The 21,588-nt window shown below is 35.4% G+C and carries 19 protein-coding genes; 4 read left to right on the plus strand and 15 right to left on the minus strand.

Annotated elements, in window-relative coordinates; genetic code table 11:
* Window positions 1-320: 320 nt before the first annotated feature.
* The 9 genes from ASU00_RS20345 to ASU00_RS20380 all read right to left on the minus strand — a co-directional run bounded on the left by ASU00_RS20345 (window position 321) and on the right by ASU00_RS20380 (window position 7,774).
* Window positions 321-1,553 (minus strand): cytochrome P450, encoded by a 1,233-nt coding sequence (locus ASU00_RS20345; RefSeq protein WP_057915292.1) that lies wholly within the window; start codon window positions 1,551-1,553, stop codon window positions 321-323.
* A gap of 214 nt (window positions 1,554-1,767) precedes the next feature.
* A complete protein-coding gene (locus tag ASU00_RS25545) occupies window positions 1,768-1,941 on the minus strand; it encodes a DinB family protein (protein ID WP_161809761.1) in 174 nt (57 codons plus the stop codon).
* Between the two features lie 242 nt (window positions 1,942-2,183).
* Window positions 2,184-2,831, minus strand: a complete 648-nt coding sequence (locus ASU00_RS20350; protein ID WP_057915293.1) for a GntR family transcriptional regulator — start codon at window positions 2,829-2,831, stop codon at window positions 2,184-2,186.
* 233 nt (window positions 2,832-3,064) lie between these two features.
* On the minus strand, window positions 3,065-3,811 hold the full coding sequence (locus tag ASU00_RS20355; RefSeq protein WP_057915294.1) for a tyrosine-protein phosphatase: 747 nt from the start codon (window positions 3,809-3,811) through the stop codon (window positions 3,065-3,067).
* 18 nt (window positions 3,812-3,829) lie between these two features.
* Window positions 3,830-4,624 carry a PhnE/PtxC family ABC transporter permease gene (locus ASU00_RS20360; protein WP_057915295.1) on the minus strand — a complete coding sequence of 265 codons (795 nt, stop codon included), beginning with the start codon at window positions 4,622-4,624 and terminating at the stop codon, window positions 3,830-3,832.
* Between the two features lie 24 nt (window positions 4,625-4,648).
* Window positions 4,649-5,446 (minus strand): phosphonate ABC transporter, permease protein PhnE, encoded by a 798-nt coding sequence (gene phnE, locus ASU00_RS20365; RefSeq protein ID WP_082630522.1) that lies wholly within the window; start codon window positions 5,444-5,446, stop codon window positions 4,649-4,651.
* Entirely contained in the window at window positions 5,439-6,248 is an 810-nt protein-coding gene (gene phnC, locus ASU00_RS20370) for a phosphonate ABC transporter ATP-binding protein (RefSeq protein WP_057915296.1), read from the minus strand. Before phnC ends, phnE begins: the two co-directional genes overlap by 8 nt.
* Window positions 6,245-7,180: a phosphate/phosphite/phosphonate ABC transporter substrate-binding protein gene (locus tag ASU00_RS20375; protein ID WP_161809762.1), complete on the minus strand. Its 936-nt coding sequence runs from the start codon at window positions 7,178-7,180 to the stop codon at window positions 6,245-6,247. Before ASU00_RS20375 ends, phnC begins: the two co-directional genes overlap by 4 nt.
* A 408-nt stretch (window positions 7,181-7,588) precedes the next feature.
* Complete coding sequence (locus ASU00_RS20380) at window positions 7,589-7,774, minus strand: class I SAM-dependent methyltransferase (protein ID WP_057915297.1); 186 nt, start codon at window positions 7,772-7,774, stop codon at window positions 7,589-7,591.
* 251 nt (window positions 7,775-8,025) lie between these two features.
* Here ASU00_RS20380 and ASU00_RS20385 point away from each other — a divergent pair, with 251 nt between their 5' ends.
* Together ASU00_RS20385 and ASU00_RS26990 are read left to right on the plus strand one after the other, a co-directional pair.
* On the plus strand, window positions 8,026-8,646 hold the full coding sequence (locus ASU00_RS20385; RefSeq protein WP_082630524.1) for a GNAT family N-acetyltransferase: 621 nt from the start codon (window positions 8,026-8,028) through the stop codon (window positions 8,644-8,646).
* A 493-nt stretch (window positions 8,647-9,139) separates the two neighbouring features.
* Window positions 9,140-9,424: a helix-turn-helix transcriptional regulator gene (locus ASU00_RS26990; RefSeq protein WP_413783535.1), complete on the plus strand. Its 285-nt coding sequence runs from the start codon at window positions 9,140-9,142 to the stop codon at window positions 9,422-9,424.
* A 200-nt stretch (window positions 9,425-9,624) separates the two neighbouring features.
* Here the strand turns inward: ASU00_RS26990 and ASU00_RS20395 are convergent, their stop codons facing one another.
* The 6 genes from ASU00_RS20395 to ASU00_RS20415 all read right to left on the minus strand — a co-directional run bounded on the left by ASU00_RS20395 (window position 9,625) and on the right by ASU00_RS20415 (window position 18,395).
* Window positions 9,625-10,833 (minus strand): M20 family metallopeptidase, encoded by a 1,209-nt coding sequence (locus ASU00_RS20395; protein WP_057915299.1) that lies wholly within the window; start codon window positions 10,831-10,833, stop codon window positions 9,625-9,627.
* Between the two features lie 14 nt (window positions 10,834-10,847).
* On the minus strand, window positions 10,848-12,290 hold the full coding sequence (locus ASU00_RS20400; protein ID WP_057915300.1) for an MFS transporter: 1,443 nt from the start codon (window positions 12,288-12,290) through the stop codon (window positions 10,848-10,850).
* A gap of 352 nt (window positions 12,291-12,642) precedes the next feature.
* A complete protein-coding gene (locus ASU00_RS24750) occupies window positions 12,643-12,774 on the minus strand; it encodes an FbpB family small basic protein (protein ID WP_082630528.1) in 132 nt (43 codons plus the stop codon).
* A 1,136-nt stretch (window positions 12,775-13,910) separates the two neighbouring features.
* Window positions 13,911-14,732, minus strand: a complete 822-nt coding sequence (locus tag ASU00_RS20405) for a GNAT family N-acetyltransferase (protein ID WP_057915301.1) — start codon at window positions 14,730-14,732, stop codon at window positions 13,911-13,913.
* A 666-nt stretch (window positions 14,733-15,398) separates the two neighbouring features.
* The gene (locus tag ASU00_RS20410) at window positions 15,399-16,697 is read right to left on the minus strand and encodes a CitMHS family transporter (RefSeq protein ID WP_057915302.1); all 1,299 of its coding nucleotides are present in this window, start codon (window positions 16,695-16,697) and stop codon (window positions 15,399-15,401) included.
* An 846-nt stretch (window positions 16,698-17,543) separates the two neighbouring features.
* Complete coding sequence (locus ASU00_RS20415) at window positions 17,544-18,395, minus strand: MurR/RpiR family transcriptional regulator (protein ID WP_057915303.1); 852 nt, start codon at window positions 18,393-18,395, stop codon at window positions 17,544-17,546.
* A gap of 681 nt (window positions 18,396-19,076) precedes the next feature.
* Here ASU00_RS20415 and ASU00_RS20420 point away from each other — a divergent pair.
* Both ASU00_RS20420 and ASU00_RS20425 read left to right on the plus strand, forming a co-directional pair.
* Complete coding sequence (locus ASU00_RS20420) at window positions 19,077-19,757, plus strand: RraA family protein (RefSeq protein ID WP_057915304.1); 681 nt, start codon at window positions 19,077-19,079, stop codon at window positions 19,755-19,757.
* Window positions 19,758-19,777: 20 nt separating this feature from the next.
* Window positions 19,778-20,671 (plus strand): prephenate dehydrogenase/arogenate dehydrogenase family protein, encoded by an 894-nt coding sequence (locus ASU00_RS20425; RefSeq protein ID WP_057915305.1) that lies wholly within the window; start codon window positions 19,778-19,780, stop codon window positions 20,669-20,671.
* Window positions 20,672-21,588 lie beyond the last annotated feature (917 nt).

A 21,588-nucleotide genomic window follows, 5' to 3' on the forward strand; every position in this document is an offset into this window, starting at 1 on the left:
ACACATCCTCTCAAAAATCATTGTAAGGACTTAACTAAAATGTGTCCATGAAACTATACTAACTCCATAATGATAAAAAAACATTTTATATAAAGAATATGTAATAGTTTCTTAATTAGTCTTTTAACTACTAACCTGCTTCGTTATCACAACAACAAAAAGGTTGCCGGAGCAACCTTCATTTTTCAACTCAATCTCCGTAAATAAGGAAGTTAATTTTTGTTGTCGTTATTCTTACCTACCATCCAACAATTTCTTTTCCAATTTACATATCCATTTATAGTATCCTAATAAGATAAGTAAAAGGAACTTTTAAATTCCTACTTATAAACTTTCATTGGTAGATAAGTCAAGGACTGTCCCGTAGCAGAAGCAGTTAAGTTTTTTTCTAATTCAAACCCTTCTACTGATTCGATACAAGAGAACTTTTGTAAGAATGCCTCTAATGCAATTTTCATTTCTAATCGTGCAAGAGGTGCACCTAAACAAAAATGTGGACCACTTCCGAAAGTCAGGTGCTTTTTATTGTTTGAACGATGAATGTCTATAGAGAAAGGATCGCTATACATGTTTTCATCCATATTGGATGCACTCATCCAAGCAACGACTACGTCCCCTTTTTTTAACTCAACCCCTAATAGATTATTATCTTGTTTGACCGTACGATCTCTTCTTGAAATATGAAAACGATATCGAAGCATTTCTTCAACGGCTTTTGGGACTAATCCTATATCATTTCTTAGTGTTCCATATAAAGACTTGTCATCATAAAGCAATGAATAGAACGTATTGGCTATTGCGTGACTAGTTGTTTCAAGACCTGCCCCTAAAAGTAACATAGTTGTCTGTACAATCTCTTCATCCGTGAATTTTTCCCCATCTACTTCAGCTTGAATCAAATCAGAGATAATATCATCACAAAGGTTCGAACGCTTTTGAACTACAATAGGATAAAGGTATTCAAAGTATTCTTTCGCTGCCTTTTGTTTTTGTTGTTCAATGTCTTCTAACCTTTCTTTGTCGTATGGGTGGAACAAAATATCAACCCATTCTTTAAACTGACCTTGACCTTGTGCAGGTACGCCAAATAAATCGGCTATTACTAGAGCAGGTAAAGGGGACGCCAAAGCTTCCACAAAATTAATCGTCGAATTTTCTTGTATTTTTTCTACAAGCTCCGTCGCAATTTGTTGAATACGAGGTTCCCACTCTTTTAAACTGCGGGGAGTGAAAGCTGCTGCCAATAAGGAACGCACTTTTCGATGATCAGGAGGATCAAGGAACGTAATCATTGTTATAGGTGAAGGTTTTTTTTGCTTTTTATTATCGCCCACAAAAAGACCGCTTCTAGGCCCTTGACTTGAAAAGACTTCATAATTGGTTAACACCTGTTTAACATCTTCATACTTAAACGCATTCCATGTATTCGTCTCTTCGTGAAAATAAACAGAATGATTGTGAAGCATTTCTTTATACCACTTTAAAGGGAAAAACTCTTCAGCACGTGTCTGGAAATTAGGGATTTCTGTAATTGCAATGACTTCTTTATTCACTGATATTCCTCCTTAAGATAATAAAAATTGTATAAATCACTCTATATATAATCATATTTGCAGTACATCACATTCCCAGCCAGCATAAGGAGAGAAGCGATTTACTGTAAACATGTTGACTCACACATGGTATAAATTGCTTCTTTTTTTATTCAGAACTTCAAATGGCTTTTAATTTGTTCTTAATTTCTCTGTTGTTACCGTCTCTGCAGGATTAATTCAGATGGTTCACAGTTTGCCAAATTGTATTCCCTCCCCCAGGGGGTTGCCAGCTTGCATCTGTGGAATTTAAACCCTCAAGAGCAGATTGTAAAGGTAAAAACCAGGTCTCTTTATCCCAACTAAAGTCATATTCCATGCAAAAAATATCCATCAGTTCTAGGTTCATTTGCTTTCTCCCCTCACCCCAAGTTATTAATATTCAGAAGTTCCATAATAAAGCTTCCGGTCAGAAAAGACTTCAATGGTGAACAATTGATAATTTAACAGTAGTTTTGGATGTGAATTCCCCTATACTATTGAACTTATCATTAATTAAAACCTTTTTGTTACTGGTGCAAAAAGTTATATAGGTGATTCATTCAGATAGTCTTTGATTGATATTATTTTTGTGTCATTGTCAAAATGGTTTTAAAATGCCGTGGACATTATGATTCTTTCTCGGTTGTTTAAGAATGTTTCTCTAAAAATCTGCTTAACGCTGGAGTAATTCTGCGAACAAAGTGCGTCATAAATTAAATTATCTAATTGGTTTCCAGAATAATGCTTTTGGTTAGGGGTCAATTTCCAATTAACCATAGCCATTTGCACCAATCTATCTTTCAACGAATCCATGAATTCTAGCATTACTTTATTGTTTGCAGAAAATATCATACAACGATTAAAAAGAATATAGTATTGAATATACTTATAATAGTCATCATTCATTTCTGCTTCAAGTTGCATGTCTAAATACATTTTCAATTTCTCAAGATCGAAGCAAAGTCCCCTTGCCTCTACTTCATCTACAGTAAATTCTTGCAAATAAAGGATTGCTTGCGATATGTCTAGTAATTCTTTCATAGAAAGCTCTTTCACGAAAATTCCACGATTCTTAATAGATGAGACAAATCCCTCTGACTCTAAACGCGAAATTGCGCCTCTAATAGGAGTACGGCTCATATTTAGTTCTTTTGCTAATACATTTTCTGATAAAAGCATTCCTGGCATAAAATTTGCAGTAATTAAATTTTCACGAATTTTCGTATAAGCAATGTCAACAAGAGAGTCTTGGGTCATTTTTACAATTCCTTTCAACAGACATAGACAATAATTCTATATTACCCCACATTTATCCGTAAGGTTAATTTCCCTAATCGGAAATAAAACAAATCTACTATATAATATTATAATTGGTCTATAATAAGTTAGATTGTTAAAACCATCATTATTATTGTTTGTGATTCCAAACATTGAGAGAATGAAAAAAGAAGTGCTGCTCTAACACTTCTTCTCCTAACTTATAAATGACTCTATAATGCCACAGTTTCACATAGACCTAAAAACCGTTGCTTCACTCGGTCAATTACATCCTGCTCCACACCTTTTGCCATTAAATATTGGTCGACACTATGATAGGTTTGAAGGATGTACTCATATGCTCTTAGGATATAGTCTCTATTTGAATACAAGTACTCCTTTGGAATATTCCCAAATTTATTTTCGTTCTGTTGTAAGGACTCCAAATTAGTGTAGGTTACTTCATAATTCGAAACAATATCCTTCTTTTCTACACCTGCTAATCCTAACAGCAACATAGCTAAGATCCCAGTTCGATCTTTTCCGGCCACGCAATGAAAGACGATGCAGCCTTCTTCAGCCTGATCAATCACATCAAAAATTCTCTTCACTTGATCGTTTTTTTGCTCTAATAAATCAACATAGAAATCTTCTATGAAAAATTCATGTGAAGATAGAGTAATATTTGAAACTCGCCCGGTAATAAAAGGAATGTTATGATATTGGCAAAAATCCTCATCTGCAAGTGGATTTTTATGAGTTTCAATTTCATCTTCCCCTCGCAGATCAATGACGGTTTTAACCCCGTATTCTTTTAAAAATTCTTTGTCCTCTTGAGTGAGCTTACTCATGTCACTTGATCTTAAATAAGAGTGCCACTTTGTTTGTTGTCCAATTTTTGTGCTGTACCCACCTAACTCCCGACAATTTTCTAGACTATCAATGGGCAGGCGAACCCAATTTAATTTAGCATTTTTCATATTAATATCCTCCTATAATCAACTGTTTCCAAATTTTATAATATTTTTCATCCTCGTCATCACGAATTCAAGCACAACCATGAGTAAACAAATCATAATGACAATCGTCGTTGTTTGTCCATAATTATACGTATTAATCGCTTGTGTTAATAAAAGACCTATTCCTCCAACCCCAATAATTCCTAAACCGATTGATTCAGAAACATTCATTTCAAAGCAAACTGTAATCCAAGCAAAAAAAGCGGTAATACAGAGCGGAATCAATCCGTGATAAACAATTTTGAACCAGGAAGCCCCTGTTGACTTCATCGCTTCAATAATCTCGCCACCCGACTCTTCAATACTCCCTGTAAACGTTTTTACCAGGTAGCCGACAGCAGAAATCAAAATTGTAATAAATCCTGACACATTGCCAAACCCCAGGCTTGCAATCACCATTAACCCCCAAACCAATGAAGGAACAGAACGAATGATGGCGAAGAAACCTTTTATAAAAATCGCTAAGTATCGATTCGGTGCAATAGTCGATGCTGCTAAAAAACTTAAAAACATGGCTAAAAAAACAGCCACAAACAATGTTAACAACGCCAATGCTAAACTGGTCACAATATTCAAAAGTGCATCAGGAACAATTGAAAAATCGACAGCCATCATTCGACTTAAGACGTCGGGAACATTTTCTAACCGTTCATAAAATTTCAGCATATCTAAATTGATAAGATTTACAGCTGCAATAAACACAGCTCCCAATATAAGAACAAGAAGAAGTGACTTGCCTAAACTTCCTTTTGAAGTGACTCGAATGTGCTCCATTGTGTTTACAATCTCCTTAGTTAATTAGACGAAACGTTTACGAATCGAATTGGTTACTAACTCCGTTAATAAAATAATCATGACAATAACGGCTATAATGGAAAATGCTTCTTCATATTTGAACAAATTAATATTTGTATCAATTAAGACGCCAATACCGCCGGCCCCGACGAGACCTAAAACAGCGGAAGCACGGACATTAATTTCGAAGGCAAATAACGTCCAATTAATCCAAGCTGGAACAAACTGCGGGATGACACCATGAAACAAGATTTGAAAATAAGAGGAACCATTCGCTCGTAACGCCTCAAGCTTGTCTCCTGAAATTTCGTCTATCGATTCTGCATAACTTTTACTTAAAAATCCGATTGTTACAAGAATCAACGCCAAAACTCCAACAATCCCGCCTATACCGAAAATATAAACCAATAAGGCACCCCAAATTATAAAAGGAATATTTCGTAATATTGATACAAAACCGCGGGTGATCACCCTTAATGTTTTAAACTTATTAGTATTTTCAGAGATTAAAATCCCGAAAATAAACGCAATAATTGTAGAAATATAGGTTGAGATAACCGCATAACCGAGCGTATCGACCACGGAAGGAATATACTGTTTTAAATTCTCCGCGTTAGGCGGAAAGAACTTTTCAAAGAAAAACATAACAAAGCTTGGTAAGCCCATGAACATATCTATAAAAGAAATCTTTAAATAAACAACTGAAAAAATCAACATTGCAAAGATAGCAGCCACAACCGTAAAGGTTCTTTTAGAATCTCTTTGATCGAGTGGGATCTTATGAATTGTTTTATTATTCATCGTTTTGTCCCACCGCCAATTGCATTCCACTCTCACCCTTAAGCTTCAATTGCGATTCTTTTCCTTCATAGATATCTCGAATCATTGCATCCGTTAATCGAGATGGGGCTCCATCAAAAACAACCGCCCCTTTTTTAATCCCAATAATTCGTGTAGCATACTTTTTGGCGTAGTCAACTTGGTGCAGATTCACAATACAAGTTAATTTCTTTTCTTGAGAAATTGTATGCAGCTGCTGCATGACAATATTGGCAGAGAGAGGATCTAGCGATGCGATCGGCTCGTCCGCAAGCAGTAGCTTTGGCCTCTGCAAGATTGCTCGACAAATTCCAACCCGCTGCATTTGCCCTCCAGAAAGCTCATCGGCCCGTTTATAAATTTGGTCTTGGAGACCCACTTTTTTAAGAAGTTCAACAGCTTCTTTTTTATCTTCATAACGATAGAGCCCGAGCAAACTCTTGTATAAAGGAACGTTGCTCAATTGACCATGAAGGACATTTTTAATTACATTCGTTCTACCAACTAAGTTGTAATGCTGGAAAATCATCCCTATTTTTGATCTTTCCTTTCGCAACTTCCTCCAGCTCAGTTTCTCCATATGCTGCCCATCAAATATAATTGCCCCTTCGGACGGATCAACAAGGCGATTGATGCAGCGGATAAAAGTAGACTTTCCAGCACCAGAAGGACCAATTACAACAATAAATTCACCTGGATAAAAATCTAAAGAAATCCCATTCAAAGCACGTGTATCTTTACCATAGACCTTAACTAAATTTTTTATTGTTAATAATGGCTTCATTTTGCTTCTTCCTCTAACGCATTAATAGCACCAAGCATTTCTATTGTAGGAGCATAATAGTCTTGTTCAGTCGCTACAAAGCGTGCCTTTGGATCATTATGAACTGCTTCAAAATATTTCTCATCTTCAAATGATACAAACGCATCTCTTAAGGCCTTTTTAAAATCTTCTGGTAAATTCCCACGAACAATATATGAAGCATCAGGAATATCATCTGTACGTCCGATAATTTTGAATTCATCTTCCTTAATGGTTCCTGCCTCAATCATACTATCCAACTGACCTTTAGCTACTGCTGCTGCATCAAAGTCACCCATCATTACCCCCATGACACTATTTGGATGAGATTCTGAAAAGGTAACATTTTCAAAAAAGTAGCCTGACTGCTCGACTGAATCTGGATCTAGATCAAACTCTTTAACCAGGGTCCCCTTTGGATAAAGATAGCCTGAAGAAGAAGCCGCATTTACAAACGCAAAGTTCTTTCCTTTTAAATCCTCCATTTTGTTGATTTCGTCATTATCTTTTTTTGTAATAAAAGCAGTATAATATTCAAGGCCCTCTACTTGAGGAGTAACTAATAATTCCGCATCTGCTTTTTTGTGTGCTTGGTAATAGCTCATTGGACTAGCGAGCATAACATCTAAATTCCCACTTGCTAGAGCTTCAATACCAACAGCGTAGCTGCCGCCTTCAAACTCTTTCACTTCAATACCTAATTCTTCAGAAAGGTGATTTCTTAAGCTTGTATGCATAGAAGCTGCATTTGGATTGTTTTCATTTGGCATTTGTACTAAAGTCAGTTCTTTCGGCCACCCTTTGTTTTCAGTGTCAGCTGAAGTGGAAGATGATGAACCCTCTCCATTTCCACACGCTGCCAAAGTGGATACAAGTCCTACTGTTAGAATGAATTTTGATAATTTTTTCATCATTTTGTTTTTCCCCTTCTTTGCTTTAACTTCGATTTTGCTAGACACTAAATACATTAGAACTTTACTCTTTATATCATTGTTTATCCTACTAATTTCTTCTAACTTATTAAAAACCGAGATTGGATTGGCTCTCCCCCTAACAGTATCCTTCTTGTATACAACTAATAATATACAGTTAGTTTGTAAATGTAATATTTTACATGCGTAAATTTTGAGTGAATAAATTGTAGAAATGTAGAATTCTTCTAATGAAAGAAAAAGCTCTACACGGAGTCCTACCGACAAAACGCAGATATTATACGCTAAGCAAATTCCAACCTAAAAAAAGTCGAATTCCTGTACTATAAGGAACCGACTTATTAATGGCTTGTTAAGCTAATGCATTCGTTCGCTGGCCCAGTATCCCCATCATGAGAGTTGATATCCCGAATGTTTAGCAAAAAAAAGGGCGTTTCTTCCTTCTCCAATACCTATGTCTAAGACCTCGCCGCTTTCAGGAAGCATATCAACATATTGAGATAAGATATTATTAGGATTGAACCCCCATAAACTATCTTCATTTCTATATTCTTGCTCCCATACATTCTGTTTCATTCTGTCACCCCGCTGGTTATGTATTGTTATCCACAAAATTTTTAAATATCCTTTCAAATATTAATATTCAGGGCTTTGAAAATACTCTAAGGGGGGGCAGCCATAACAAATAGCCCTTGCTCACCCTTTTTTAAGGCTGGTACATACTGCAGCGTATAATGTTGGGAATAGGCGAATAGTTATAGGTTATACATATACTACTACTTACCCATCACCTCGGAGGTGGAATCGTAGCAAGCCTTACACCTGTAATGAAAAAGAATTTTTATGGAAAGAGCGTGAGTGATATGACGTACATTAGAGCAGATCGGACATGTTTTGATCCGCGTTTGGATATGAGCCGGATTTTTGTGGAGGGCTGGTATCAGTGGTTGAAGCAACTGACTAAAGATAAGGAAAAGCTGGCTCGGGCGTTTGCCCATTGTTTTGTCTTGGAAAATTATTATGTGGCGGTAGCCGATGGCGAGGTTGCATCTTTTGTGGCTGTCACGGATCGGAAGTCGCCGTTTATGACCTTGGATAAGAAAGTCTTGCGGCGGGAGTTGGGTCTATTGCGAGGCACCATTGCTTATGGGGTTGTCAATAAGTATTTAGCGAATCCTGTCTATCCGTTTTCCTTGGAGGCTGGCACAGGTTCCTTTGATATTGTGGGGACGGCGCCCAAGTTTCGGGGCCAGGGAATTGGCCGGGGCCTGATGCTGGAGGCAATTAAGGACCAGGGTTATGACAAGTATGTCATCGAGACTTATGACACGAATCACAGCGCGATACGCCTGTATGAGAAGGTTGGTTTCCGGGAATTCAAGCGGGTGCCGGAGAAAAATAAACGAGCCGGGTTTGATTATGCTGTTTACTTAGATTTAGATGTTTGATTAAATCAGTCAGTTTGATATCAAAAAATATATTCCATAACTTTTAGTTAGATCCTTCCAGTTCTTGGCGTGGTAGCACAATGGAGTAAGTCCACGAGTGTTTTTCTCGTGGACTTTGTCTGTCTGGTTATATAACATGTACAATTTCAGTTAACATCATGGCACTTCTTCGGCAGTTGATAGTTTCATAACTTGAATACATGATAAAAAGGACATTTGTGCAAAATTTGAATTAAAAGTAGTTTAAGAAAGTAGCAATTCTTTATTGGATTGCTACTTTCTTTTCTTTGATAACGATTAAATTAATACAACCGCTTCGCAAGCACTCATTGATTAATTCGGACTTAACTCCACTCTCAACGGAATCAATAAGCGAATCTTTTTAAAGATCTCATTAGAAATCTTATTTCATTTAAGCGTTCTTTTCCCTAGTGAAGATAAAATTAATAAATCAAGGAAGAAAAATACATTATTTGTACAAGCTTTACAGTATATTCGAAATAATTATGAAACAGATTTACAAATTTCCGAGCTTGCGAATTCTTTAGCAATTGACCGCTCATACTTACATCGATTATTTAAACAGGAATTGGACATGAGTCCTAAGGAATACTTAACAGAAATTCGAATTCGGAAAGCTAAAGAGCTACTTACAAATACTGACCATCCTATAAATACGATTGCTCAATCAGTTGGATATGATGATCCCCAACAATTTTCAAAAGTATTTAAGCAAAATACAAATCTTACTCCTTCCATCTTTAGACGAAAACTCTAGAAAGAAAATGCCTGCTTATGTAATGGTGAATGAATTTATTAATTCTTAGGCTTACCCTATGAGCAGAATATGGTCAACAATAAATCAAAAACTTTTTTAAGGGCTAAGTTCTTTTCATTCCGAATAAAAATTGATCGTGAAGTCGGTAATATTCATGTTGGGTTGGCTGTCTGAATCCTTTTGCGCCAGAACCCTAATTTTTATTCAGAGAAAATTTCATTACCACCATCACAGTAAGAAGCTACAACAGCTGCCATAGCTTTTGCACTAATGATAAGACTTTTTTCATTGATATCAAATTTAGGATGATGATGTGGGTATGCTTCACCTGACTTAGGGATGGCACCAACATAGAAGAAACATCCTGGTACTTTTTCAAGATAATAAGCAAAATCCTCTGAAGGAGGCTGTGGTGGTGTTTCCAAAACAGCTTTTACTTCTGGAATGGATGCTTGTTCTAGAGCTTGACGAACATGTTCCGTGACGTCAGGATCATTATATAGAACAGGATAGTCATTGTTATATTCAAGCGTCGCTTTTACCCCATATGATTTTTCTAATCCTTCCGTAAAAGCACGTACCCCTGTCTCTACGATTTCTCGGGTCTCAGGAGACATTGTTCGAACATCTCCTTCAATTGTCACCGCATCTTTGATTACATTGAATGTACCTTTTCCATCAAAATTACCAATAGTAACTGAAGCTACATCAAATGGGTTGATACGGCGGCTAACGATGGTTTGTACATTCATGATGAATGAACTTGCTGCCACAATCGCATCGTTTGCCAAATGTGGTGATGAGCCATGACCGCCTTTACCTTGAACAACTAATTTAAAATAGGATCTTGCTGTTTGCGTATTCCCGCTTCTGTAATAAATATGACCTGTTTTCATTGTAGACATGACATGGATCCCAATAATTGCATCTACACCATCAAGGACACCGGCTTTAATCATTCCGATTGCACCTCCTGGAGGAGTTTCTTCTGCTGGTTGGTGAATCACTCTAATCGTACCTTTTAATTGATCTTTACATTCAGCTAATGTCTCTGCTAGTATCAACATGTATGCTGTATGACCATCATGACCACAAGCATGCATAACACCTTCGTTTGTTGACGCAAAAGGCAGACCTGTTTCTTCCTTGATTGGTAAGGCGTCAAAATCTGCACGGATTGCAATGGTTTTACCTGATTTCGAACCTTTAATGGTTACAACAACACCACGCTCACCACCGAAGTTTGTTTCCACTGAATCCACAGGGACTTCTTTATAAAAATCGGCAATATATTTAGACGTTTGTTCTTCTTGGAAAGAAAGTTCTGGATGTTCATGAAGATAGCGGCGAATCTCAATGATACGGTCTTTTTTATCATCTAACTTTTTCATTAATTCGTTCAATAACATCTGTCAATTCTCCTTTAATGACTAGACTCTGGTTGTACAGGATTTGGTGTTTTTTGTTTTTTTGGTTCTTTTTGAGTTCCTGTTTTTCCTGCGTCTCTTGGAACCATAAAAATAATGGAAAGAATGGAGAGAACGCCGAATATTACGTTTACGATAATTCCGGCTGTTGCAGCCATTTCCAAACTTCCTGCTGCGGAAATTGAACTATATACAGTAGCTGATATCGCAACACCGAATGCTCCACCAAGGGAACTTGCCATTTTGTAAATCCCTGCAGCTTCTCCGACTTTGTTTGAAGGTGCATTTGATACAGATGTGTCTGTTGATGGGGTCGCATAAATCCCAAGGCCAAGTCCAAATAAAGCAAAACCAATGAAAACAATCACTGTATATGCTAAATCAGGTAAGAAGGTTAATCCCATAATTGCTACACCAACTGTCGCTATTAAAGCCCCCCAAACCATTGGTGATTTTGCGCCTGTCTTTTGTAGTATTTTCTCACCAACGCGAATCATTGCTAACACGGCTACTAAATAACCAAGAGAAAGCATACCTGATTGAAATGCATTAAAGCCTCTACCTACTTGGACATACGTATTTGCGACAACAAGTGTACCAGCAATCGCGTTTAACAAGAAATTTGAGAAAGTCGCACCAGAATATGGTTTGTTTTTAAATAATGAAAAGTCAATTAAAACAATATCTTTACTTTTTTCAACTTTAAAGAAAACAATTGCTCCAATAATTGTCACAACTGCTAGAACGATTGTAATTAGACTTGTCCAGCCTAAATCTGAACCATATGTAATAAATACGTTCAATGCTACCATTGTGATAATAAAAATAACTAATCCAGTGTAGTCGAATTTAAATGCACCAGTTGATTCTCCTTTACTTTCTGGTGTATCTTTAATCAGCCACATACTAAGTAGAGAGAATATAATAGAAAAGATAAAAATCCATTTCCAGCCCAAATACGTTGCGATTGCACCACCTGCGAAAGAAGCAACTCCTGAGCCACCCCAAGATCCAATCGACCAATAACTTAGAGCACGTTGACGTTCAGCACCTTCAAAATAAGCTTTCATTAACGCAATAGTTGCAGGCATAATACATGCTGCTGAAAGTCCTTGAATGACACGACCGGTAATCAATAATAAAGACCCTTGTGCTAATACTAGGCAAAGGGAGCCAATAACACTCAGGATTAACCCGATATATGTCATTTTCTTCCTTCCGATTTTATCTGCTAACCCCCCAGCAGCAACGATGAACAACCCAGAGAATAAAGCAGTTAAGCTGATTGCAATGTTTAATGTACCAAGTGAAATGCCTAAATCTTTCTGAACAGCCGGAACCACATTGACCATCGCCTGAGCAAAGAGCCAAAATGTGAAAACTCCGAACACAATACCAATGATCATTTTATTGGTGCCTTTATAGCTCGTTGTTTCCATAATTAATTGAACCTCCATTATGATTAATTCAGGTAAAAGGCAACCCCGTGATTGATTTATGGGTTTTTGTTTATTATTTGCAAATTATTATTAATTAGTCTGCAAATATTAATAAAATCAATAAATCCATATCTATGCTAGAGTAAAATTTACTTTATTCGTCAATCCACATTGTATAATAAACAAAAAAAAAGACGCCTGTTTTACAAGTGCCCCCGATTGAGGAAGAGCATTGCTGATGTTTTATTGAAAGAAGGCATTAAGAAAGTATTCAAAGATAAAGGATTTCTAAGAAGAAAAAAAGATGCCTCGAAAATTCGTTATTTAACGACCCTTTAGAGGCACCCTCTTTTTAAGCTAACTTTTTAATTTCATGGCGTTTCTCTATTCGCTTTTCAATATTTTCTAGTGCTTGTTTATCTTTTAGTAATTCTAGTTTGTTCTCTTGTACTAGCTCTTCAAATGATTTTTTATACTTCCGCATATTAACACTTCTTTCTCTTTTATGTTAAATTGATTTAATTATGGCTTGTCTAAATTATAAGATAATTCTGTTATTTCTGCATAATGATAATTCAACAATTATGTGAATCATTTTTTCTAATAAACTACCGAAATACGTTACTTACGTTATCAAAAACGAGGTTAGGTACCTTAATGAATGGAATCTAGGTTTTATATTTGTCTATAAAATTGGACTTTATCTAAAAAAAGGGGGGGCAAAAAGACTCAGACAGCTAACCCACCAAGAATATTACCGACTTCACGAATAATTTTTACTCGGAATGAAAAGATTTATTACGAATATTCAACGAGTCATTTGTTTGTTTGAGGTAACGACAGATTCGTTTGTCCAATTCAGGACAATACTGATGAACCCAACAGAACGAGACACCAGATCTAGGAAAGGCTCTAAAAATTCAAAAAAACTCAAGTAAGGACTCATTGGTATTAATGATTCAAGACCGACAGATGTACATTTGGAACCAAAAATAGTGATCAAAATAACCTTGATCACTATTTTGGCATATTATAAATCTTTTACAGTAAACTCTGTTCATCCACCTTGGATGTAACACTTTAAAAATCTTTAGACGTTGTTAACAATTTTCATCGCCATAAAAAAAACTGTATTGTTGTTACACTAAACTGTCCCTTTAGTTCATCAAGAAAATCAACAACATCCTTTAACAGAGCCAATAATTAAAAAAATTGTTTTTACCACTGTGTGGTTATACATCAAATAACCAGCATTAACATCACAATTTGTGTCTTATGCGACGTAAATGACATGTTCGCCTTATGCAACTAACCTGCCCCTTTAGTTCAATAAGCAAAAAGGCCACCAAATGGTAGCCCCGGTTCTCAACTAACAAAAGCCACATTTCCCCGTTTGAGGAATGCGGCTTTTTCAAAAAAAAGTTATTCATCAGTAATGGTTTATCGAAAAATACGTGACAAAAAAGCTGGTTACTCAACAATTGGACCCTTTAGTTCAATAAAAAAATTCCGACTTGGCAGTATTTTATTTTTAGGGCGTATGACGGTGATTTTTACTTTCTAATTGATCGGAGTGAGTCCAAATGACCCCCAGAAAAAGCGTGCCAAATCGACTCGCCTTTAAAGTTGATATGTATAGTAATCTTGTGAATGTACAGCTTTGAATCCTACTGCTTCATATAACCCTAGAGCATGGTCATTTTTCGTTTCAACTTCTAAGTGTACCGAATAACCATCTGAACTTTGATCTTTTATGACTCGACGCAACACTTTTCTGCCAATTCCTTTGCCTTGATGCTCTGGCAATATGGAAAAACCATATATCCAAGCTTGCCTATCTTTTCGTTTTACACGAATTTTCCCTACCGTTTTTTCGTTCACATCAATCATTAACATGTCGGTGTCTCCCTCTCTATCGAACAAACTTTCCACTGATAGGGCATCTTCTTTGGCCATACCGAACGCTTCAACGGATAAACGTACACGCATGTCTAAATCATCTACATTTGCTTTTCGCAGTGTTAAACCCTCTACTGTTTCTAGGGAGCTTTCTTGCCACTCCATTTGATGTTCTGAAAATGCATAAACAGCACCTTGTTTATTCAAAAAAGCTTTTGCTACATGTGATCCTGCAGGTGCGTTCAATAAGATTTTCTTGTATCCGTTTTGTTTAGCTGTTTCCATCCCTTTTTTGAACAAAAGGCGGAATTGTCCCTTACGTCGTTCACTTGGTTTCACCATGCCGCATACTTCGACAGTAGATCCAAAAGAATACAAACCTAAAAACGCGACAAGTTCATCTTTTTCATAATGAAGAAAGTCTAGTTGATTAGATTCGCGATTTTCTAGCATATCCCAGTTAAGTTTCAGTTGTAAATTATCTTGAGTTTCGCACTCTTTTTGTAGTTTTTTAATAGCTTGTAATTGTTGTGTGGTTAACATAATTGTCTCCTTTATTTTCGAATCGTTTTTCAATTGTATATTGCTTTTCCTTCTCACTAATATGAGAATTCAATATGACTTAGTTGATATCCTTTTCAAATGATAAAAATAGAACTAACCTGCTATTAGCTTAATAAATCTTATTCCATTATCTGGCCCGATTGCTGAACAAAGTTAAAAGAGCACTCATTGACTAATCTGTTATTCCAGTTCATAAATAAGATTCCATAAAACAGACATTTATGCTGCTAAAAACAACCTACGCCAAGGATCTTCTGTGATCTCATGTCTTATGCAACTAACGCACCTGTTAGTTTAAGTACAAAATTTCACATACTTTTTGCAAAATTAACCCCATACTTTTTCTATGCAAAAGCTATACCGTATTCACTGTTTTTTTAGTAAAGATCAGCAAAAAAAAATAATTATTCATCTCCATTACCCATTGCTATACCAAGGCCTACTAAGCTTCCTGGACTTCTTTTAAAGCTTTTGTACGCTGCTTAATCCTGGTGCATTAGAAGTTTTATTAAAAAGTAAAATCAACTTTAGTACTTTATAAATAAGCGTGAAATAAAATAGTTACAATAATAAGTAATTCTAGACCAATAAAAGAGAGAGCTATTTTGAAATACTAGCTCTCTGCAATTTATTATGTTTATATGATTAAATGGATAGTACTCCGAACAATACACCAACAATTATCATAACTAATGCTGTACCTACCGCATACTTGGCTGTAAAGCGAATATGATCACCTATTTCTATACCAAGAAGCCCCATTAATATATAGATAGAACCTTGGAGTGGACTTAACAAGTGCAAGGGTTGTCCTAATAAAGAAGCTTGTCCAACTTCCATCGGATGGATACCGAAGTTGGCAGCTGTTTCTGCCATAATCGGAATAATCCCGAAATAAAAGGGAGCATTCGCCATGAAAAATGTAAATGGCATGCTTATAAGTGCAACAATGACTGTTAATTTTGGTCCGAGAGAGTCTGGAATAACTGCTATTAGGGTATCTGCCATCGCGCTAACCATGCCAGTACCATCTATAATCCCAGTAAATACACCTGCTGCAAATATCATGGAGACAACAGTTAATATATTACCTGCATGTGCGTGTAAGCGATCCTTCTGGTCCTGCAAGTTTGGATAATTTACAATCATAACGATGGCAAAGCCGAGCATGAATAACGCAGGCAACGGTAGGAAGCCGGTAAGTAAAGCTGCCAATACTAAAATCGTAAGTCCTAGGTTAAACCAAAATAATTTAGGTCGTTTTATTGATGATTCCATTCCTACCTCAACTGCAGCAGCAATTTCTTCTTCATTAAAAGCTTCAATATTAATAACTCCTAATCTCTTACGCTCACGTCGACCCAAGAAGTATGCCACTCCTAAAATCCATAACACACCCGCAATCATAGAAGGAATGATTGGCAAAAGCAAGTCTATAATATCCACTTTTACCGCCGCCGTAGCTTGGGCAGCTGGTCCACCCCACGGTAACAAGTTCATAACCCCCATCGCTAACGCAGGAATGCAGGCCAAAATGAGTTTATTCATACCCAGTTTATTATATAAAGGAAGAAAAGCTGTTACTACAATAAGGTAGGTAATAGTACCATCACCATCTAAAGCAACTACCAATGATAAAATCGCAGTGCCCAGCACAATTTTTAATGGGTCACCGCCTACCATTTTTAAAATTCTTGATACTAATGGATCAAATAATCCTGTATCAATTAATACACCAAAATAAAGAATGGCAAAAATAATCATAATTGCAGTAGGAGCTATAGTCTCTAGACCTTTTAACATCATCGGTCCTAAATCCGTAAATCCTGCAATTAGCGCAAAAATTATTGGAACAACCGTAAGTGCACTGAACGCTGATAAGCGCTTACTCATGATTAAATACATAAAGACCACAATCATGGCAAATCCCAGAAATGTTAACATAGTATGCCCCCTCTTTATCTTCCCTGACTTTTTAGAATACATGTTGAATACGATATTTCGAATCATAAATGAAAATTTTCTATACTATAAGTTAGCACTGCTTAATGGAATCTTAACACCACTTCATTGTAAGGGTTTACAAAACTGACATTATTGAATTCCCCTGTAATTGTTAATATGAACCATAGCTTGAAGTACTAGTAATTATACATCCAATTGATCATTAGATCCGTTAAGATAATATTACCAATACGCTGGTATCTTGCACTTTTAATAGTCTCATCTGATTTTTACAGTTTTAAATTATTCACTTAATTACACCTCTTTTTCATTTAAAATTTTTTTATTAATCACCACTTTAATTAAAGAGTGCTCATTACATGTAAGAAATTTTTCTAATAGTTAAAGTAACATAAAGATCATTTATTACCTTTAAACAAAAAAACTCAAAAAGATAACGTTTTCAAAAACCTTTAATTTTAAAAATAAAGCAATATTCGGTGATTCTTAGATTCCAATAGTCATTCAGCATATTATAATAATTACTTTTGTTAAAATATTCAGACATATACTGGTGATATTTTTAAAAAACCATAAATTGGAGAAAACTAACTATATCTCTAAGAATTAATGTCCTTTTTTGTAGTAATTTTTTTTACCTTTATAGTTTTTGTTGTAATATTTTTAACTATTAAAAGCATACTATCATGGATGCTTATTAAAAGTAAACCTTTTTTAATCAAGCAGAGAGTAGATGCTGGTGAGTAGGATATCTGGTTAAGAAGAAATAAAAAGGTGATAGAAGCAAGGATTCAATTGAATCCCTGCTCCTATCACCTTTTAAATTTAATCACTATAGTGATAATTCATTTTGGTAAGAATTGAATTAATTTCATCAAGACGATTTTTGGTTTTTTCAGGATAATTGATGGCTATGGCGCTTACAAGATAATCTGCTACAAGCATAGATGCTATTGGTGAATTATGAAAAGCGATACTACTAGAATTACATGGCAATACTAAATCCGAATACTTAACTAGAGGAGAAGAATAACTATCAGTAATAGAAATAACTTGTGCCTTATTGTCTTTAGCTGCCATAGCGAATTCAACAATTCTTCTAGCGTATCTTGGAAAAGAGGTTGCGATGACTAAATCCTTCGAAGTAAAATTAATTCCTTTATCAACCCAATCGCTTAAATCAGCAACAATCAATTCACAGTTTCCAAGTAGACGATTAAGTCCAAAAGTTAAATGTTGTGCCACTGGTAATCCACTTCTCACACTGGTACAAAATATTCGATCTGCGGACACAATCATTTCCACCGTTTTATTTAAACTCTCCGTGGAAATCATCTCTACTGTAGATTGAATATTATTGAGTTGACTTTCTGCAGAGCGAATCCACAAATCACTTTCATTTAAATCTTTTAAATTTGCCTCTAATCTAATTTGAGGAGCTGCTCTATTACGTAAAAGTTCCTGAAGTCCTTTTTGAAATTCAGTATATCCCGAATAATTCAGACTAAAAGTCAATCTCATAATGGTGGTAGTACTAGTTCCTACAATTCCAGCCAACTGATCAACGGTTAAAAAAGCGACATCCACAGGATTTTTAATAATATAGTCCGCAACTCTTTGTTGTGTTTCTGTTAATTCTGATATCTTGTTTTTTAATTTTAATATTGGGTTTTCCATAAGATTCGCTCCTATTGAACATATTATAGTGTAAATTTTATATTTTTTTATTCCAATAAAGTATTTATTACGATATTTAATTGAATTTTAGCATTTTTATTTATTAATGTAAAAAAGAGTTCCTTAAATAAGACTATTAATAATTTCCTTACCTGAAAATTCTAGAACGTATCCATAAACGTTATGCATGATTACTTCATAAGTAGTAAATAAAATTAATTTCTTTTAGAACTTCGGAATAAATGAGCTAATAAAGGTGATTGAACCTTTCAAGTTAACAATCTAATTCGCTTTCTTTGTTCTTAAGCCGTTTTTCTTCTTAAAATTCAGTTTCTTTTCAATGTCATTTAAAAAAAGGGTTTACTTTAATAAATAACGCTGTTAGTATACATTTAAGTTATTAGTAATAAATATTACCCCCAAACAAGTTTTAGTAATATTTATTACTTTAAAACTGAAGTTAAGAAAAATAGTGGATTTTTCAATGACCTACAACTCTTTTTTTGTCATAAACTTAGAAAAATAACGTGACAAAGTGTTGAAGAGACAGGAAATACACTAAAAATTATGTGATTTTTGAAAGCGTTATCTTAGTTATGGTACATCAAAGATAATAAGTTACATTTAGTAGCTAATTGTTTAGTTAATGGAAACATAAAAAAGTAAAAGGAGTGCATGTCATTGAGTAACTTAGCACCGTTATTGTCGGAAGAAATTATCGAAAGAGCAAAACGTCTTAACACTACACTTATATCAGATGCGATGGGATGTACAGGTTCTATGGATTATAAAATAAAGCCTGTAGCACCAGGTATGAAAGTAGTTGGTACTGCTCTAACAGTAAGCTTAAGACCTGGAGATAATTTGTTCCTTCATCAAGCTATCTATGATGGGAAAGAAGGTTATGTATTAGTTGCGGATGGAAAAGGACATACTTCAAACGCCTACCTTGGAGAATTGATGGCAGGAGCTGCGAAAGCCATTGGACTTGAAGGAGTCATCATTGATGGATTAGTTCGTGATAAAGAAACACTTAGCGAATTAAAATTCCCTATTTTTGCAAAAGGATTTATTCCAAACGGTCCTCTTAAAGATGGTCCTGGTGAGCTTCATAAACCTATTTCTTGTGGAGGGGTATCCGTAATTCCAGGGGATTTGATCATTGGTGATGATGATGGTGTTATTGTGGTTCCAAGAGACAAGATTGAAGTGGCTCTTTCTAAGGCAGAGAAAAAACTAGATTATGAGAAAACGCGCATAGAAACCATTACAGCTTATGAAAAAACCCGCAAGCAAGGTAAACCAGAAGGAAGCATTGAACCTCCTTGGTTGAGAGAACAAATAAAAGCGTATGGACTATAAAAAGAAGGGAGTACTTTAGAATGAAATTAGGTTTTATTGGATTTGGAGAAGCAGCCTTTGAATTATCCGTTGGATTAAAACAAGAAGGTTTAGAAAAGATCCTCGCTCATGATGTCATGTTAGACCATCCTACTTTCGGTCCGCAAATAAAAGAACGGGCTATACAAGCGCAAGTGGAGCTTCGTTCCAATCCCGAGGGCGTATTAAATGAAGTTGATGTAGTCATGGTAGCAGTACCAGCAGATAAAGCTTATGAGGTTAGCGAAGTGTTAAAACTTCATCTGAAGAAAGATTGTATTTACGTTGATGTATCGGCTTCGACTCCTGTAGTAAAACAAAATATTAACAAAAACATACAAGAAAAGAATACATTTTTTGTCGACGCAGCAATGTTAGGACCCTTACCAGTTTATAAACATAAAGTTCCTATTTCAGCAAGTGGCAACGGAGTGGATCGGCTTATCGCCTTAATGACTCCATACGGCATGGATATAACTAAGGTGAGTGAGAATCCTGGCGACGCTTCTGCTATAAAACTAGTCCGTAGTATTTATATGAAGGGAGTAGCCGCCCTTTATCTAGAGTTGTTAGAGGCCGCCCATGAATTTAATATAGAAGAATTGGTTTTAGATTCGATAAGTGAAACTATGGATAGCAAGAGCTTTAAAGAAACCATGAATCGATTAGTAACGGGAACTTCTATTCATGCATTAAGAAGATCAATTGAACTAGATGGTTCTATCCAAATGTTAGAAGCTTCTAATCTTAATTCAGTCATGTCTAAGGCAGCAAAAAACAAATTAGAAAGATTAGCTACATTCAATTTGAAAGAGAAGTTTAAAGGTCAAAAACCGAATTATTGGTTAGAAGTAATTAAAGCATGCAAAGAAGAAAATACAATTGTAAGTAGTTAAATGAAATAAGCTATATCACTATTATGGGGTACCACCATTGGTACCTGTTCCTTTGTGCTTCGAATCAATAACACCTCCCCTTTGATTTTACATTATCTACCTAAGAGAATATTGATTTTTAGTGCGACAATTTTTTATGATGGTAACTTTGTTTATCTTCCCAACGCTATTACACAAAACAGAGCAACCCTTCAAAGATGGAGATTTTATAACTGAACTTCTATTATCAAGACCAAAATTATAAAAACCTTAATATTAAAGGAGAGCACATATAACCATGTATAATATGTACTCTCCTTTTATCTTTTTACGAACTAAAGCACCTGTTAGTAAAAAAAGAAAATGGCCTAGCAGGATGAGAAAAGATTAGCGATTTCCTGATAACTAAGTCATACAAGTAATTATCTACATTGCCCATTCTCAAAGCTATTACTACTGAACTAATTGCAATTCCAGCTAAACTCACAACTTTTATAGTTCTAATCTCCTCAACCTGAACTATTTATGAGCATATATTCTGGAACGAAAATAATTAAGCCTTGTGCAACTAACCTGCCCCTTTAGTTCCATAAGAATAAGCTGTTTAGAGACAGCTCCGATCGCCAGCTAGCTCACACAGTCTATAATGACTTAATGTAGAGTTGACACAAACTGTGAAGTAAAGGTGATGGAGAAATAATAAAATAAAAAATAAAAAAGAAAGAGTATTCTATCACTCTTCCTTTTTGTCAATTTTATAAATATCTAATTTTAATGAAATGTCTTTAAGTAAAGTGTTTCTTTCTTTTTGAGTTTTGATAAAGCTGATTAAAAACCAAACAATAAATGCTATTGGAATTAATACCTAGTTCATTGTTTTTCTCCCCAATCTTTATATTGGGAATTATTGCATAAATACCCTAAATAAAATTAAAAGA

Source organism: Peribacillus muralis (genome assembly GCF_001439925.1).
Classification (GTDB): Bacteria; Bacillota; Bacilli; order Bacillales; family DSM-1321; genus Peribacillus; species Peribacillus muralis.